The following is an 18561-nucleotide window of genomic DNA, read 5'->3' on the forward strand; positions in this document are numbered from 1 at the left end:
CGATGAGCATGCCTGACCAGACCGGTGTGGATCCCACCCCTTCGCGACGGCACGCGCCGCCAGAGGACCACGCTCCGGACAGCGGCGGGGAGGCCGCGGCGGCGATGCCGCCGGAGCCGTACCCCGCGCTTCCGGTGCACGAGCTGATCGCGGCACAGGCGGCCAGGACGCCGGACGCGGTGGCGGTCGAGTGCCGCGACCGGCGGCTCAGCTACGCGGAGCTCATGGCACTGGCCGGTGCCCTCGCCGGTCGCCTGCGGCGGCTCGGCGTGCGTTCCGGCGAATCGGTCGGCGTGGCCGTGCCGCGCGGCGTCGAACTCGTCGCGGCGCTGGTCGGCGTGCACCTGGCCGGGGCGGCCTACCTGCCGCTCGATCCCACCCATCCGGCCGACCGGCTTTCCTACGTGCTCGACGACGCCGGGGCGAGGGTGCTGGTCACCTCCGGCGCCGGCGGGGCGGCCGCGGCCACCGTGGTGCGGATCGACGACCTCGCGGAGCCGCGGTCCCCGGAACCCGCGCCGCGGGCGGTGGCGCCGGACGACCCGGCCTATCTCATCTACACCTCGGGGTCGACCGGACGGCCCAAGGGCGTGCTGGTCTCGCACCGGGCGCTCACCAACTTCCTGTGGTCCATGCGCGAGCGGCCGGGGCTGGCCCCCGGCACCGTCTTCCCGGCCGTGACCACGGTGTCGTTCGACATCGCGGCGCTGGAGTTGTTCCTGCCGCTCGTCGTCGGAGGGCGTGTGGTGGTCGCCGAGCCCGAGGACGCCCGCGACTCGGAGCGGCTCGCCGCCCTGCTGGCCCGCATCGGCGCGACCGTGATGCAGGCGACCCCGACGACCTGGCGGCTGCTGCTCGACGGCGGCTGGAGCCCGCCCGCCGGGTTCACCGCGCTCTGCGGCGGCGAGCGGCTGCCCGCCGAGCTCGCGCGCCGCCTGTGCGCGGGCGGCGCACGGCTGTGGGACCTGTACGGGCCGACCGAGACGACCGTGTGGTCGTCGGTCGCGTTCCTGGCGGACGGCGAGGTGCGCGACTTCGCCCCGGTGGCCAACACGACGCTGCACGTCCTGGACGACGGACTGAACGCGGTGCCCACCGGGGCGAGCGGAGAGCTGTGCATCGGCGGCGACGGCGTCGCGGTCGGCTACCACCGCAGGCCGGCGCTGACCGCCGACAGGTTCGTCCCCGACCCCTACGGCACGGTGCCGGGCGGACGGCTGTACCGCACCGGCGATGTCGCCCGGCGTCACCCGGACGGCAGGATCGAGATCCTCGGCCGCACCGACGACCAGATCAAGATCCGTGGACACCGGGTCGAGCCGGGCGAGGTCGAGGGCGTGCTGGCGGCGCACGAGGGGGTGCGGTTCGCGGTGGTCCAGGCGGTCGAGGCCGGTACCGGACCGCGCCTCGTCGCCCACGTCCAGCCGGCCGACCCGGCCGCGCCGCCCTCCGCGCGGGAACTGCACCTGCACTGCGCGCGGCTGCTCCCGCCGTACCTGATCCCGGCGGACTTCCTCGGGGTGGCGGAGTTCCCCACGACGCCCAACGGGAAGATCGACCGGGCGGCCCTGCGGGCGATGCCCGCCGACGCGGTCCCGGCGGGACGCGAGCCGGGGACGCCCGCGGAACGCGCGGTGGCGGCGGCGTTCGCGGAGGCGCTTGAGCGTCCGGTGGCCGACGCCGAGGCGGACTTCTTCGCCCTGGGCGGGCACTCGCTCTCGGCCAACCTCGTGGTCGGCCGGCTGCGCGCCGAGCGAGGGATCGAGCTGCCGGTCGCCGCGCTGTTCGAGGCCCGCACCGTCGAGGGTCTCGCCGCGCGGCTGGAGACCGCCGGCCGCGCCCTCCCGCCGGTGCCGGTCGCGCCGCGGACCGGTCCCGCGCCGCTCTCGTTCGCGCAGCGGCGGATGTGGTTCCTGCACCAGCTCGACCCGGAGGGCACCTCCTACCTGGAGCCCCTCGCGGTGAGGGTGCCGGGGCCGCCGGACCCCGACCGGCTGCGCGCCGCGCTGACCGGGCTCTTCGAGCGTCACGAGATCCTGCGCACCCGCTACCCGGCCGAGGGCGACGGCGAGCCGGCGCAGGTCGTCGAGCCGGCCGGGCCGATCCCGGCGCGGATCGAGGACGGCGACCCCCGGCAGGTGCTCGCCGAGGAGATGACCCGCCCCTTCGACCTGTCCGCGGCCCCGCCGGTCCGGGTCCGCGTGGTCCGCGGGCCCGGTGGCGAGCACACCGTGCTGTTCACGCTGCACCACATCGCGACCGACGACCGGTCGCACGAGGTGCTCGCCGGCGAGCTGGTCGCGGCGCTGGAGGGCAGGCCGCTGCCGCCGCTCCCGGTCCGGTACGCCGACTACGCGATCTGGCAGCGCGACCGTATGGCGGGGTCCGCCGCCGAGCTCGTCGAGCGGGAGCTGGGGTTCTGGCGGGAGCGGCTGGCCGGGATGGAGCCGACCGAGCTGCCGGCCGACCGGCCGCGCGCCGCGGTCCGCGACCCGAGGGCCGGTACGGTCAGGTTCGCCGTCCCGCCGGAGCTGGCGGCCCGCCTCGACGAGCTCGGCGGCGGCCACGGGGCGACGCCGTCCATCACGCTGCTGGCCGGCTTCCTCGCGATCCTGGCCCGCTACACCGGCCAGACCGACCTGGCCGTCGGCGTGCCGGTCTCCGCGCGGAACCGGCCCGAGCTGGACGATCTCGTCGGCCTCTTCGTCAACACCATCGTGGTACGGGCGTCTCTCGCCGACCGGGCCGGCTTCACCGACCTGCTGGCGGAGGTCCGGGAGAGCGCCACGGCCGGGTACGCGCACGCCGAGGTGCCGTTCGAGCTGGTCGTCGAGGAGCTCGCACCGCAGCGCGACCTGTCCCGCAACCCGCTGTTCTCGATCATGTTCGCGACGCACGAGGCGGCGGCCCGCCCGTCCGGCGTGGAGCTCCCCGACCTGCCGGGTGCCAAGTTCGATCTGGGCTGCCATCTGACGCGGCGGCCGGACGGCGGCCTGGACGGCCGGATCGAGTACGCGGCCGCGCTCTTCGACGCCTCGTCGATGGCGGGCTTCGCCGACCACTACGTGCGGCTGCTGCGGGCGGTTGCCGCGGCGCCGGACACACCCGTGCGGCGGCTGCCGCTGCTCACCGGCGCGGAGGCCGCGGCGCCCGTCCTGGCGGGCGAGCCGGTGCCGGACGACTCCGGCACCGTGCCGGAGCTGATCGCGGCCCGCGCGGCCGTCACCGAGGGGGTCGCCGTCACCGGCGGCGGAACCACCCTCACCTACCCCGAACTGGACCGCGAGGCCAACCGGCTGGCCGGCCGCCTCCGCGCGCTCGGCGCCCGCCGCGGCACGCTCGTCGCGGTACGGCTGCCGAGAACCGCCGACCTCGTCGTCGCGCTCCTGGCCGTGCTCAAATCCGGGGCGGCCTACATCCCGCTCGACCCCGCCCATCCGGCCGAGCGCCTGGCACAGGCGCTGGCGGACTCCGCCGCGCCGCTGCTGATCGCGACCGCCGACGCCGCTCCGCTGCTCCCCGCGGGAGTCCGGCTGGTGGCGCTGGACGACCCGGCCGAGCGGGCCGGGATACGGGCCTGCCCGCCGACCGCGCCGGACGTCCGGCCGCACCCGGACGACCTGGCGTACGTGGTCTACACCTCGGGATCCACCGGTCGCCCCAAGGGGGCCATGGTCACCCACGGCGGCCTGGCCGGCTACACCCGCTGGGCCTGCGCGGAGCTGCGGCCGGGTGACGGCATGGGATCGCCGCTGCACACCTCCATCGCCTACGACCTCGCCCTCACCTCGCTCTACCCGACGCTGGCCGCCGGAGCCCCGGTGCGGCTGGTGGACGAGGAGGCGGCCGGCGTCGAGCAGCTGGCGCGGGCGCTGGCCGACGGTCCCTACGGCGTCGTCAAGCTGACCCCGACCCACCTGGACCTGCTGGCCGGGACGCTCCCCGCCGACGTGCTGGCCGGCACGGCCAGGTGCCTGGTGATCGGCGGGGAGGAACTGCGCGGCGAGCAGCTCGCCGTGTGGTCCGCGCACGCTCCGGCGACCCGGATCGTCAACAGCTACGGCCCGAGCGAGACCGCCGTCGCCTGCTGCGTGCACATCGTGCCCGCGGGCGAGACGGTGCCGGGTCCGGTCCCGATCGGCCGGCCGATCCCCGGCGCCACCGTCTGTCTGCTCGACGACGCCATGCGCGCGGTGCCGCCCGGCGTGGCCGGCGAGATCTACGTCGGCGGGCGCGGTGTCGGCCAGGGCTACCTCGGCAGCCCGCGCCTCACCGCGGACCGCTTCGTACCGGATCCGCACGCGACCGAGCCCGGAGCGCGCCTCTACCGGACCGGTGACCTGGCCCGGCAGCGACCCGACGGCACCCTGGTCTTCCTGGGCCGCGCGGACCAGCAGATCAAGATTCGCGGTTTCCGCGTCGAGCCCGGCGAGATCGAGGGCGTCCTGGCCGAGCACCCGGCCGTCCGCGCCGCCGCGGTGGTCGCCGACCGGTCCGACCCGGGCAACCCGAGGCTGGCCGCCCACATCCTCCCGGCGGGCCCCGGCGTGCCGCTCTCCGAGCTGCGGACCTACCTGGCCGAGCGGCTCCCCGGTCACCTGGTGCCCACCCTGTGGGGGACCCTCGCCGAGCTGCCGCTGCTCGGCAACGGCAAGCTCGACCGCCGGGCGCTGCCCGGCCTGGCCCCGCTGGGCGGCGCGGAGACCTACACCGCGCCCGCCACCCCGGCGGAGCGGGCGATCGCCGAGGTGTGGGCCGAGGTGCTCGGAGCCGGCCGGGTCGGCCGGCACGACCGCTTCTTCGACCTCGGCGGGCAGTCACTGCTCGCCACCCGGGTGGTGGCCCGGCTGCGCGAGCGGTTCCCGGTGCCGGTCTCGGTGCGGGACGTGTTCGCCGCGCCGACCGTGGCCACCCTCGCGGACCTCGTCGCCGCCCGGGTGCGCGCCCAGATGGAGGAGATGTTCGGGGCGTCCGCCGGGGCGCGGCAGCCGGAGACGCCGCAGGCGACCGCCCTCTCCTCGCCCGTCACCCCCGCGGACAGGTCCCGCCCGCTGCCGCTCTCCTTCGCGCAGCGCGGCCTGTGGGTCCTGGACCAGTTGCGTCCGGGCGGGACGGAGTACCTCGTGGTGACCGCGCTGCGGCTGCGCGGAGAGCTCGACGTCGACGCGCTCGGGCGGGCACTGACCCGGGTGGCCGAGCGGCACGAGATCCTCCGCACCCGCTACGTCGCGGGCTCCGACGGCGAGCCCGCGCAGGTCGTCGACCCGCCGTCGCGGCTCCGCCCGGTCGCCGAGAACGCGGACCCGGCCGCGGTCCTCGAAGCGGAACTGGCCACGCCGATCGACCTGGCACGCGGTCCCGTCCTGCGAGTCCGGCTGGTGCGGGCCGGGCACGACGAGCACGTTCTTGTCCTGGTGACCCACCACATCGCCACCGACGGCTGGTCGAGCGGCATCCTCGCGACCGAGCTGGCGGACGCCTACCTGGGCCGGGACCTGCCGGAGCCGGCTCTGCAGTACGCCGACTTCGCCGCCTGGCAGCGCGAGCGGTTCGCCGGGCAGGCGCTGGACGGCGCACTGGCGCACTGGCGCGGCAGGCTCACCGGCCTGGAGCCGACCGAACTGCCCACCGACCGGCCCCGTCCCCCGATCGGCGACCACCGAGGGGCGGTCCTCCGCTTCGACGTGCCGCCCACGCTGGCCGGGGTGCTGGAGGAGGTCGGCAGGCGGGCCGGAGCCACCCCGTTCACGACCTACCTGGCGGGGTTCTACGCACTGCTCGCCCGCCACACCGGGCGGCGGGACCTGGCGGTCGGCGTGCCGATGTCCGGCCGCGACTCCGCCGAGGTCGAGGGGCTGATCGGCTTCTTCGTCAACACCGTCGTGATGCGCGCCGACCTCACCGGAGACCCGTCGTTCAGCACGCTGCTCGGCCGGGTCCAGGACGTCGTCGCCGAGGCGTACCAGCATGACGGGCTACCGTTCGAGCGGCTGGTGGAGGAACTGGCGCCGAGCCGCGACCTGTCCAGGCACCCGCTGTTCCAGCTGCTCTTCGCGTTCCGGGAGGAGGGCGAGGAGCGGTTCCGGCTGCCGGGGCTGGACGTCTCGCCCGAGCCGGTGCCGTGGCGCACCGCCAAGTTCGACCTCACCATGGAGCTGACCCGGCGTGCCGACGGCGGCCTGACCGGCGAGATCGAGTACGCGACCGCGCTCTTCGACCGGGCCACCGCCGACCGGCTCGCCCGCCACTACCTGACCCTGCTGGAGTCGGCGGCGGCCCGGCCGGACGGCGCGCTCGGGGAACTGGAACTGCTCGACGACGCGGAGCGGCACGCGCTCACCGCCGGTGCCGGCGGCCCCGTCCGGAGCAGGCCCGACCTCGGCCTGCCCGAGCTGGTCGCCCGCCAGGCGGCCCTGGCCCCCGGCCGGGGCGCGGTGGAGTGTGACGGAGCCGCGCTCACCTACGGTGACCTGGACGCCGCCGCCAACCGGCTCGCCCACCACCTGCGGGCCGCCGGCATCCGCCGTGACGACGTCGTGGGCGTCTGCCTGCCCCGGCGGCCGGAGCTGGTCGTGGCGCTGCTCGGCGTGCTGCGCGCCGGAGCGGCCTACCTCCCGCTCGACCCCGCCCACCCGGCCGACCGGCTGGCCTGGATGCTCCAGGACTCCCGGGCGCGGCTGGTCGTCGTCGACGCCGAGCCGTCTCCGGCGAGCGGCCACGGCACGCCGGTGCTGAGCCTGGCCGCCGAGCGGGCCGGTATCGACGCCCGCCCCGGCGAATCCGCGCCGGTCGGCACCGACCTGGACGGGTTGGCGTACGTCATGTACACCTCCGGCTCCACCGGCCGGCCCAAGGGCGTGGCCGTACCGCACCGCGGCATCCGCAACCGGGTGCTGTGGACGGTCCACGAGCACGGGCTCGGCGCCTCGGACCGGCTCCTGCAGAAGACGTCGGTCACGTTCGACGCCTCCGTCTGGGAGTTCCTCGGACCGCTGGTGTCCGGTGGCACCGTGGTGCTCCCGCCGGACGGGACCGAGCGCGACCCGGCGAGCATGGTCGAGGCGCTGGTCCGGGACCGGATCACCGTGCTCCAGGGCGTCCCCTCCTTCCTGCGGACGCTCGCCGACGAGCCGGGCCTGGAACGCTGCGGCACGCTCCGCCTGCTCTTCTCGGCCGGCGAGCCGCTGCCCGGCGAGCTCGCCGCCCGCCTGTCCACCCGGCTGGGGACGGCGCTGGTCAACACCTACGGCCCGACCGAATGCTCGATCGACGTGACCGCGTGGCAGTACGAGCCGGGCGACGGACCCGGCATCGTGCCGATCGGCAGGCCGCTGGACAACACCCGCACGGTCGTCTACACGCCGGACGGCAGGCTCGCCCCGGTCGGCACGCCGGGCGAGCTGCACGCCGCGGGGGACGGCCTGGCCCGCGGCTACCTCGGCAGGCCGGGACTGACCGCCGACCGGTTCGTACCCGACCCGTACGGACCGCCGGGTGCCCGCGCCTACCGCACCGGCGACGTGGTGCGCCGCAGGACCGACGGCGCGCTGGAGTTCCTCGGCCGGGCCGACCGCCAGGTCAAGATCCGCGGTGTCCGGATCGAGCTGGACGAGGTCGAGGCCGTGCTGTCCCGGCACCCCGCGCTCGCCGCGGCCGTGGTCGAGGCCAGGCGGGGACCCGACGGCCTGCCCCGGCTGGTCGGCTACCTGGTGGCGCGGGGAGACGCGCCGGAGCAGCGGGAGATCCGCGAGTTCCTGCTCGCGCGGCTGCCCGAGCCGTACCTGCCCTCGGTGCTCCTCACCGTGGACCGCCTGCCGCGGACCTCCAGCGGCAAGATCGACCGGGCCGCGCTGCCCGACCCGGACGGCGTCCGGCGGGTCGGCCGGGCCGTCCCCACAGCGCCGCGTACCCCGGCCGAGAAGATCGTGACGGATGTGATGGCCGAGGTGCTCGGGCTCGACGTGGTCGGGACGGGCGACGACTTCTTCGACCTGGGGGGCCACTCCCTGCTGGCGATCCGGATCGCGGCCCGGCTGCGGGCCGCGTTCGGCGTCGCACTGCCGGTCCGCGCCGTGTTCGAGGACCGCACCGCCGCCGCGCTGGCGGCCAGGGTCGACGGGCTCGGCGTCCAGGCCACCGGCGAGATCGTCCCGCTGGACGCGGAACGGCGGGCCGGACCGGTCCCGCTCTCCTTCGCCCAGCAGCGACTGTGGTTCCTCGATCTCCTCGACCAGGGCGGCCAGTATCACGTGACGTGGGCGTTCCGGCTGTCCGGGCAGCTGGACGCCGAGGCCCTGGCCGGCGCGCTGACCGGACTGTTCGCCCGGCACGGCGCCCTGCGCACCCGTTACGTGACCGGGCAGGACGGCGGCGCGGTCCAGATCGTGGACCCGGCCGCCCCCGTTCCGCTGCCGGTCATCGACCTGTCCGGAGCGGACTCCGAACGGGTGACCACGCTCGTCCGCTCGCTCGCCGAGCGCCCCTTCGACCTGGCCGGGCAGCCGCCCGCGCTGCCCTACCTGATCAGGCTCGGCGCCCGGAAGCATGTGTTCCTGCTGGTCATGCACCACATCGTCGCCGACGCCTGGTCCGAGCAGATCATGGCGCGCGAGCTCTCCGAGCTCTACGAGGCCCGGGTGCAGGGCCGACCGGCGGCGCTCGGGCCACCCCCGCTGCAGTACGCCGACTACGCGTCCTGGCAGCGCTCCCAGCTGACCGGCGACGTGCTGGACCGTGAGCTGGACCACTGGCGCGATCGGCTGGCCGGACTGCAGCCGCTGGAACTGCCCGCCGACCGGCCCCGGCCGCCGGTACGCCAGGGCCGCGGCGCGACCGTCACCTGCGACATCCCCGCCGAGGTCGCGCAGCCGCTGCTGGCGCTCGGCCGGCGGCAGGGCGCGACCGCGTTCATGACCTTCCTGAGCGTGTTCGCCGCGATGCTCGGCCGCCACACCGGTGCCACCGACGTGGCGATCGGCACGGTCGTCGCCGGTCGTGGCCAGGCGGAACTGGACGACGTCGTCGGGTTCTTCGTCAACACCGTCGTGGTGCGGGTGGACCTGGCCGGCGATCCGACGGTGACGACCCTGATCGGCCGGGTCAGGGAGAGCGCGCTGGACGCCTTCAGCCACGACGAGCTGCCCTTCGACCGGCTGGTGGAGGGGCTGGCCCCGCAGCGGGACCTGTCCCGCTCCCCGCTGTGCGACGTCACGTTCGGGCTGCGCGAGCAGGCGCCCGAGCCGCCGCGCCTGACGGGGCTCGACGTGCGGCCGGTCGCCGTCGAGCGGACGACGGCCAAGTTCGATCTCACCTTCGGTCTCACCGCCGGCACCGACGGCGGCTACCTGGCCGAGCTGGAGTACGCGACGGACCTGTTCACCGAGGCGACGATCCGCCGTCTCGCCGGACATTTCCGGACCCTGGTGGAGTCGGCGGCGACGGCCCCGGACCGGCCCGTCAGCCGCCTCGACATGCTGGACCCCGCCGAGCGCGGACGGCTGCTGCGGGACTGGAACCCGCGGGCCACGCCGATCACGCACGGATCCCTGCACGAGGCGTTCGCCGCCCAGGCCGCCCGCACCCCGGACGCGCCCGCGGTCGAGTACGCCGGCGAGCGCCTGACCTACGCCGAGCTGGACGACCGGGCCGCCACGCTGGCCAGGCGGCTGCACGCCGCGGGGGTGCGCCCCGAGGACCCGGTGGCCGTCTACCTGGACCGGTCACCGGCGGCGGTGACCGCGCTGCTGGCCGTGCTGCGGGCGGGCGGGGTGTACGTGCCGCTGGACACCGCGCAACCCACCGAACGCCTGGCGGCGATGCTCGGCGACCTGCGGCCCGCGGTGGTGCTCACCGACCGCAGGCTGAGCCCCCTCCCCGGCTCGGCCCGGGTCCTCACCGTCGGAGAGACGGTCGGCGAGGCGGAGGACGCGCCACCCGGTGACCTCCCACCCGGGGACCCCGGGCGCGCCGCGTACATGATCTACACCTCGGGCTCGACCGGCCGGCCGAAGGCGGTCGTCGTCCCGCACGGCGCGTACACCCACCACTGCCGCGTCCACGCGGACGCGCACGACATCCGCCCCGGGGACAGGGTGCTGCTGCACGCGCCGCTCATCTTCGACCCGGCCATGGCGCAGATGGGCGCCACCCTGCTGGCGGGCGCCACCGTGGTGATCGGCGACACCGGCGTCGTCGCCCCCGCCGACCTGCCGGACCTGCTGGCCGAGACCGGGGTGACCCACGTCGCGCTCGCGGCCACCTACTACCGCGACGTGATGACCGGCATCCGGCCCGGCGACCCGAGGCCGGCCGCGCTGCGCGTGCTGGCCGTCGGCGGCGAGGCGGTCGGCTACCAGGACGCCCGGCTCTGGCTGGCCACCGGCCTGCCCGCCAGGTTCCTCTGCGTGTACGGCCCGACCGAGGCCACCATCGGCAGCCTGTGCCACCCGGTGACCCCGGCCGAGGTGGCCGCCGCCGCCCCGGACGCGGGCCTGCCGATCGGCCGCCCGCTGCCGGGCACCCGGGCCTACGTGGTGGACGCGGCGTTCAACCCGGTGCCCGTCGGCGTGGTCGGCGAGCTCTGCCTGGGCGGCCCGCGGGTCAGCCGGGGGTACCTGCGGCAGCCGGGGCTGACCGCCGATCGTTTCGTCCCCGACCCGTTCGGCGAGGAGCCCGGGGAACGGTTGTACCGGACGGGGGACCAGGTCAGGTACCGTCCCGACGGGGTGATCGAGTTCATCGGCCGGATCGACGCCCAGGTGAAGCTGCGCGGGTTCCGGATCGAGCTCGGCGAGATCGAGACCGCGCTGGCCGCGCACCCCGGCGTCCAGGCCGCCGCCGCGGCGGTTCAGGAACTCGCGCCGGGCGACCGCCGGCTGGTGGGGTACGTCGTGCCGGCGTCCGGGTCCGCGTCCGGGGCCGGGGTCGCGCCGTCGTCACCGGAGCTCCGGGCCCACCTGCGCGACCGGGTGCCGGAGTACATGGTGCCCGCGCTGTTCGTGACGCTGGACGGGCTACCCGCGACCGCGGGCCAGAAGGTGGACCGCCGCGCGCTGCCGGTGCCCGACCCGGGCACCGCCCTCGCGCCGGAGGAGGCGGTCCCGCCGGGCACCGAGGTGGAGGAGGCCATCGCCGCCGCCTGGGCCGACGTGCTCGGCCTGCCCGCCGTCGGCGTGGCACACGACTTCTTCGAACTCGGCGGCCACTCGCTGCTCGCCACCCGCCTGATGGCCCTGCTGCAGGACCTGTTCGGACTGGAGATCCCGCTACGCGTCCTGTTCGAGGCCACCACCGTCCGCGCGCAGGCCACCGCGCTGGAAAGACTGGCCGAGGCCGCCGCCCCCACATCGTACGAGGGAAGAGACGATGAGCACTGACGTGACCAAGCCGGAGACGAGCGCGGGCGCCGGGCTGCTGAGGGACCGCCTGCGTTCCCGGCGTACGGCGGGGCGGGAGGGCGCCATCCCGCCCCTGCCTCCCGGCGTTTCGCCGCCGCTCTCCTTCGCGCAGCGGCAGCTCTGGGTGCTGGACCGGCTCCGCCCGGGCGGCACCGACTACCTGGTGCCGCTGGTGATCCGGCTACGCGGTGACCTCTCCGGCGTCGATCTGGGCGCGGCCCTCGACGAGCTGGTACGTCGCCACGAGATCCTGCGCACCCGCTACACCACCGAAGGGCCCGACGCCGAACCGATCCAGACGATCGACCCGCCGGGCCCGGTGGATCTGGCCTTCGACGACCTGACCCCGGCCGAGTTCGACGCCCTCCTGGAGGCCGAGACCGGCACGCCGTTCGACCTCGCCACGGGTCCGATGCTGCGCGCCAGGCTGGTACGGCTGGCACCCGAGGAGCACGTACTGGTCCTCATGCTGCACCACATCGCCGTCGACGGCTGGTCGGGCGGCCTGCTGGTACGCGAGCTGGCCGCGCTGGCCACCGGCGAGGAGCTGCCCGCGCCCAGGTTGCGGTACGCCGACTTCGCGGCCTGGCAGCGCGACCAGCTCTCCGGCGAACGGCTGGAACGCGACCTCGACCACTGGTCGGAGACCCTCCGTGACCTGCCGGCGCTGGAACTGCCGACGGACCGGCCGCGCCCGGCGGTGTGGGACCCGGCGGGGGAGACCGTCCGGTTCGACATCCCGGCCGAGATCGGGCACCAGGTCCGGGTCCTGGCCAGGGAGCACCAGGCCACACCCTTCATGGTCTACCTGGCGGCGTTCTGGTCGCTGCTGCACCGATACACCGGCCAGGCCGACTTCGCCGTCGGCAGCCCGGTGGCCGGCCGGACCCGCGCGCAGACGCACGACCTGATCGGCGTGTTCGTCAACCTGCTCGTGCTGCGAGCCGACCTGTCCGGCGACCCGACGTTCGCCGAGCTGCTCGATCGCGCCCGCGGTACGGCCCTTGAGGCCTTCGCCCGCCAGGACGTCCCGTTCGAGCGCGTCGTCAACGCGCTGGCGGCCGGCCGGGACCTGTCCACCCACCCGCTGGTCAGCGTCAACCTGACCCTGCAGAACAACGAACCGCTGAGCTTCACGGCCGGAGCGGTCTCCGGCGAGCTGGTCCCGGTCCTGGCGCGACAGGCCAAGTTCGACCTGAGCTGGACGCTGGAGGAGAGGCCGGACGGTTCGGTCGCGGGCGAGGCCACCATCGCACGCGCGCTGCTCGACCCGGACACGGCGCGGCGGATGGCCGAGCACTACGTCCGCCTGCTCGGCGCGGCCGTCGCCGACCCCGGGACGCGGGTGGGCGAACTGCCGCTGCTGGGCGCCGCGGAGCTCGATCGGCTGGTCCGCGGGCCGGTCGTCTCGCCGAGCGCCGAGACGACCGGCGAGCCCTGCCTGCACGAGCGCTTCGCCGCCCGGGTGCGGGAGCGGCCCGGCGCGATCGCGGTGACCTGCGACGGCCGGCACCTGACCTACGCCGACCTGGAGGCCAGGGCCAACCGGCTGGCGCACCGGCTGGCGGAACTCGGCGTGGGCCGCGAGGACCTCGTGGGGATCTGCCTGCCGCGCGGCGTCGACATGCTGGTCACCGTCCTCGCGGTGCTCAAGGCCGGGGCGGCCTACCTGCCGCTCGATCCGGATCATCCGGCCGAGCGGATCGGCTTCCTGGTCCGTGACGCCGCCGCCCGTGTCGTGGTCACCGAGACCGCGCCGGCGGAACGGGTGTCCGGGCACTGGTCCGGACACTGTCTGTATCTGGACGACGCCGATGAGATCGACCGCATCGCGGCGCTGCCCGCCGAGGCGCCCGCGCTCCGGACGCACCCCGGCGATCTCGCCTACGTCATCTACACCTCCGGGTCCGCGGGCCGCCCCAAGGGTGTCCAGGTGACCCATGCCAACGCGGTCCGCCTGTTCACCGTGACCGAGGACGACTACGGCTTCGGCCCGGACGACGTCTGGGCGCTGTTCCACTCCTACGCCTTCGACTTCTCGGTCTGGGAGATGTGGGGCGCGTTCCTGTACGGCGGCCGCCTCGTCGTCGTCCCCTACGAGGTGTCGCGCTCGCCCTGGGACCTGGCCGTGCTCCTCGCCGACGAGGGCGTGACCGTGCTCAACCAGACACCGTCGGCGTTCCGCTCGCTGGTCGATCTGGCCAGGCGCGGTGAGGCCGCCCTCGACCGGCTCCGGCTCCGTCTGGTGGTCTTCGGCGGGGAGGCGCTCGACGTCGGCATGCTCGAACCCTGGTGGAACAGGTACGGCGCCGAGCGGCCGAGGCTCGTCAACATGTACGGCATCACCGAGACGACCGTGCACGTCACCTACCGGCCCCTCGGCCCGGCCGATCTGGCGGGGGACCGCAGCCCGATCGGGCGGCCCCTCGGCGACCTCACCCTGCACGTGCTCGACGGACGGATGCGTCCCGTGCCGGTCGGCGTGCCGGGCGAGCTCTACGTGGGCGGCGCCGGCGTCGCCCGCGGCTACCTCGGCCATCCCGCGCTCACCGCGGACCGTTTCGTGCCCGACCCCTTCGGGCCGCCGGGCTCCCGGCTCTACCGCTCGGGAGACCGGGCGAGGTGGCGGCCGGACGGCGACATCGGCTTTCTCGGCCGCCTCGACGACCAGGTGAAGATCCGCGGGTTCCGGATCGAGCTCGGTGAGGTCGAGGCGTGCCTGTCCGGCCATCCGGACCTGGACGACGCCGTCGTCACCGTGGACGAGAGCGTGCCCGGCGAACGGAGGCTCATCGGCTACGCCGTGCCCAGGGACAGCGCGCGGATCGGCGCGGCGGAGCTGCGCGCGTACACGGTCGAGCGGCTGCCCGGCCACATGGTCCCGGCCGCCTTCGTGATCGTCCCGAAGCTGCCGCTGACCGCCAACGGCAAGGTCGACCTGCGGGCGCTGCCCGCTCCCGACGGCTCGCGGCAGGAGCAGGACAACGGCTACGTCCCGCCGCGGACCGAGGCGGAGACGGCGATGGCCAGGATCTGGGCCGAGGTGCTCGGCATCGAGCGGGTCGGCGTGGGTGACAACTTCTTCGAGCTCGGCGGCGACTCGATCCGCGCGGTCCGCCTCGTCGGGGCGCTGCGCGCCGGCGGCCTCGACTACTCCGTGCAGAGCCTGTTCCGGCATCAGAGCATCGCCGACCTGATCCTGGCGGGCGACGGCGACGCCACCCACGTCGAGCGGGCCGGCACGCCGCCGTTCGCGCTGATCGGCGCGGAGGACCGGGCGAAGGTGCCGGCCGGAGTGGTGGACGCCTATCCGATGGCGCGGGTCCAGGCCGGCATGGTCTACGAGCTGCTGGCCGACCCGGACGGCAACCCGTATCACAACATCACCAGTTACCTGATCCGTGATCCCGGCGTCTTCGACGTCGCGGCGTTCGCCGCCGCGACCGAGGAGGTCGTGGCCCGGCACGACATCCTGCGCACCTCGTTCGACCTGGCGACCTTCTCCGAGCCGCTGCAGCTCGTGCACGAGCGGGTGGAGGTCGAGGTCGGGTACGCGGACCTGCGCGGGGAGTCGCCGGATGAGCGGGAGGCGAGCATGACGGCGTTCCGGGCGGCGGAGCGCGCACGGCTCTTCGACCTCGGCGCGGCGCCGCTGCTGCGCGTCCACGCGCACCAGGCCGGTGACGACCGGTGGTACTTCTCGCTCACCGAGTGCCACGCGATCCTGGACGGCTGGAGCCACAACTCGATCATCACGGAGGTGCTCGACCTCTACCGGGCGATCCGCGACGGCCGGCCCACGCCCGCCGGGGAGTCGAGCGCCGTCAGGTACGCCGACTTCATCGCGCAGGAGCGGCGCAGCCTGACCGGCCAGGCCGACCGGGCGTTCTGGAGGGACCGGCTGGGCGGCGCGAACCGGCTGACCATCCCCGCCGCCTGGGCCGACCCGGACGGTCCGGGGGCGTACTCGACGGTCGTGCCGTTCCACGACATCGAGGCCGCGCTGCGGCGGGTGGCCACGTCGGCGGGGACGTCGCTGAAGAGCGTGCTGCTCGCCGCGCACGTCGCCGTGTGGCGGGCGGTCGCCGGTCCGGGACCGTTCTACTGCGGCCTGGTGTGCAACGGCCGTACCGAGGTCGAGGGCGGGGACCGGGTCCGCGGCATGTTCCTCAACCCGGTGCCCTTCGTCGCACCGACCGGGGCGGCCACCTGGCGCGAGCTGGTCGAGGCGGTGTTCGCCGAGGAGGTCGAACTGTGGCCGCACCGTCGCTTCCCGCTGCCCGAGATGCAGCGCGAGTTCGGCGACGGGCAGCGGGTGCTCGACGTGGCTTTCAACTACCTCGACTTCCACGTACTGGACCGGGAGACGGTCGACACCTCCGGCAGCACGGACGTCAGCCCGAACGAGTTCCCGCTGGCGGTCATGAGGGGCGCCCAGGGGCTGGTGATCGCCACCAAGTCGTCGTGGGTCGGGCGCCCGTACGCCGAACTGCTCGCCCGGATGTACCGGCGGGCGCTGACCCTGATGATCGCCGACCTCGACGGCGACGCCGGTGTGTCACTGCTCCCGGCGCGCGAGCGGGAACGGCTGCTGACCGGCGGGGTGGACCGGACCCGGGCGCCCCGGCCGCGCCGGGGTGTCCACGAGCTCTTCGCCGAGCAGGCCGCGCGGATCCCCGACGCGGTGGCGGTCGAGGCGGCGGGGGTCACGCTGACCTATCGGGAACTGCGCGACCGCGCCTGGCGCTGGGCGGCCGGCCTGCGGGAGGCGGGCGTGCGCGCCGGGGACCTGGTCGGGGTGTGCCTGCCCAGGGACCCCGACCTGGTGGCGGCCGTGCTCGGCGTCCTCGCCGTGGGCGCGGCGTACGTGCCCATCGACCCCGGGCACCCGGCCGACCGGATCGCCGCGCTGGTGCACGACGCCGGGCCGCGGGTCGTGGTGAGCGGCACCGAGATCGCCGGGGCCGTCGTGGTCACTCCCGGCCGGATCGATCACGCCGAGCCGGCCGCCGAGCTGCACCGGCCCGATCCGGAGGAGCTGGCCTACGTCGTGTACACCTCCGGGTCGACCGGACGCCCCAAGGGGGTGATGGTCCGGCACGGCGCGCTTGCCGACCGGGTCTGGTCGATGTGGCGGAACCTCGGCCTGGCCGTCCACGACGTGGCGGCCGCGGTCGTGCCGATGGTGACCGACGTGTGCCAGCTCGCCGTCTTCACCACCCTCGCAGGCGGCGGCCACCTGGTCCTGGCCGGTGAGGACCTCGGCCGGGACCCGGTCTCACTCGCCGGGCTGCTGCGCGGCAGCGGCGCCAGGTTCCTGCAGGCCTCGCCCACCACCTGGCGGATGCTGACCGAGTCGGGCTGGTCCCCGCCCGCCGGATTCCGGCTGCTGTCCGGGGGCGAGGCGATGAGCGCCGACCTGCTGACCCGGCTGCGCGCCACCGACGCCCAGGTCTGGGACATGTACGGCCCGAGCGAGGCGACCGTCTTCGCCTTCGGCACCCGGATGACCGATGACGGGCCCGTCTGGGTGCCGGCTGCCGACACCACCGTGTACCTGCTCGACCGGGACCTGGAACCGGTGCTCGACGGGGTGGCCGGAGAGATCTTCGTCGGCGGCGACGGGCTGGCCCGGGGTTATCTCGGCAGGCCCGCCATCACCGCGGACGTGTTCCGGCCCGACCCGTTCGCCGCCGAGCCGGGCGGCAGGATGTACGCCACCGGTGACATCGGCAGGCGCGACCGCGGCGGCCGGATCGAGATCCTCGGCCGGCGCGACCACCAGCTCAAGATCCGCGGGTTCCGGGTCGAGCTCGGCGAGGTGGAGAACATCCTCGCCGACCACCCGGACGTCCGGGCCGTGGTGGTGCACCCGGTCCCCGGGCCGCAGGGTGATCAGCGGCTCGCCGCCTACCTGATCCTCCGCGACGGCGCCGCCGTCGAGGAGGTGCGCCACCACGCCGACCGGGTGCTGCCCGGGTACATGGTGCCGACCCACTTCGTGGTCCTGGAGTCCTTCCCCCGCCTGGCCAACGGCAAGGTCGACCGGGCCGCGCTGCCCGTGCCCGGTTCCGACCGGCCGAGGGTGACCACGCGGTACGAGCCGCCGGACGGTCCGGTCGAGACGGCGATCGCCGAGGTGTGGGCCGACGCGCTGGGCATCGAGCGGGTGGGCCGCGACGACGACTACTTCAAGCTGGGCGGCCACTCGCTCCTCATGCTCCGGATCGTCGCCCGGCTGGCCAGGGAGCACCGCGTCGAGGTGACCTTCCGCGACTTCCTGGAACATCGCACGGTACGCGGCCTGGCGGCCGCCGCCGCGGCGGAGCGGGAGAGGCCGTCGGTGCTGCTCTGGCTCAACGACCAGGACGAGGGCACGCCGCTGTTCTGCGTCCACCCCGGCGGCGGGAGCGCCCACTGGTACCGGCATCTCGCCGACGTGTACGCGCCGGAACGACCCCTGGCGGCCTTCGAGTGGCCCGGACTGCACGGCGACCACGGTCACGCCACGAGCGTGCCGGAGATCGCGGCCACCTACCTGGCGGAACTGCGGGAGGCACGGCCGAAGGGCCCGTACCACATCCTCGGCTGGTGCGCCTCCAGCGGTATCGCCTGGGAGATGGCCCGCCGGCTCCACGAGATCGGTGAACGGCCCCGGCTGATCCTGATCGACCCGTTCGAGTACGCCTCGGCCGGGGTCAACCCGCTGCTGGCCAACCTGGAGGTGCTGCGCCGGGCCGAGGGGCTCCTCGCGGACCTGCAGGACGGGCCGGGCGGCGAGGAGGCGCGTGCCGAGATCATGGCCGTGCTGCGCGAGGTGATCGACGACGGCGACCTGCTGGTCGACGGTGCGGACCTCGACCTCGGCGAGGGCTGGACGCACTGGTTGCGCTCCTGGCGGGAGATGCTGGAGGCCCGCTCCCGCTACCGTTTCGCCGCCTACCCGGGCACGGTCGACCTGATCGTTTGCGAGGAACTCGCCGCGGGCGGCTACCAGACCATTCTCGGCCGGTCGTTCGACGACTACCTGGACCAGTGGCGGCGGCAGGCCGCGGGGGTGCGTGTGCACCGCGTCCCCGGCGACCACCGGACGGCGCTCTTCCCACCGCAGGTGTCCATTCTGGCGGCCGCGCTGACCGCGGTCATCGACAACCCCGAGGAGTGA

Annotated in this window: 2 protein-coding genes; both read left to right on the forward strand. The window is 75.1% G+C overall.

Features of this window, described 5'->3' with window-relative positions:
- Positions 1-8 precede the first annotated feature (8 nt).
- Complete coding sequence (locus ACWD3H_RS19555) at positions 9-11375, forward strand: amino acid adenylation domain-containing protein (protein ID WP_451955959.1); 11367 nt, start codon at positions 9-11, stop codon at positions 11373-11375.
- The gene (locus ACWD3H_RS19560) at positions 11365-18561 is read left to right on the forward strand and encodes an amino acid adenylation domain-containing protein (protein WP_451955960.1); all 7197 of its coding nucleotides are present in this window, start codon (positions 11365-11367) and stop codon (positions 18559-18561) included. The genes ACWD3H_RS19555 and ACWD3H_RS19560 overlap by 11 nt, the downstream gene beginning before the upstream one ends.

The sequence above is a fragment of the Streptosporangium sp. NPDC002607 genome, assembly GCF_053592655.1.

Excerpts from the sequence above, each read along its gene's own strand:
- ACWD3H_RS19555 (WP_451955959.1), top strand. The coding sequence starts at position 9 with ATGCCTGACCAGACCGGTGTGGATCCCACCCCTTCGCGACGGCACGCG.
- ACWD3H_RS19560 (WP_451955960.1), top strand. The coding sequence starts at position 11,365 with ATGAGCACTGACGTGACCAAGCCGGAGACGAGCGCGGGCGCCGGGCTG.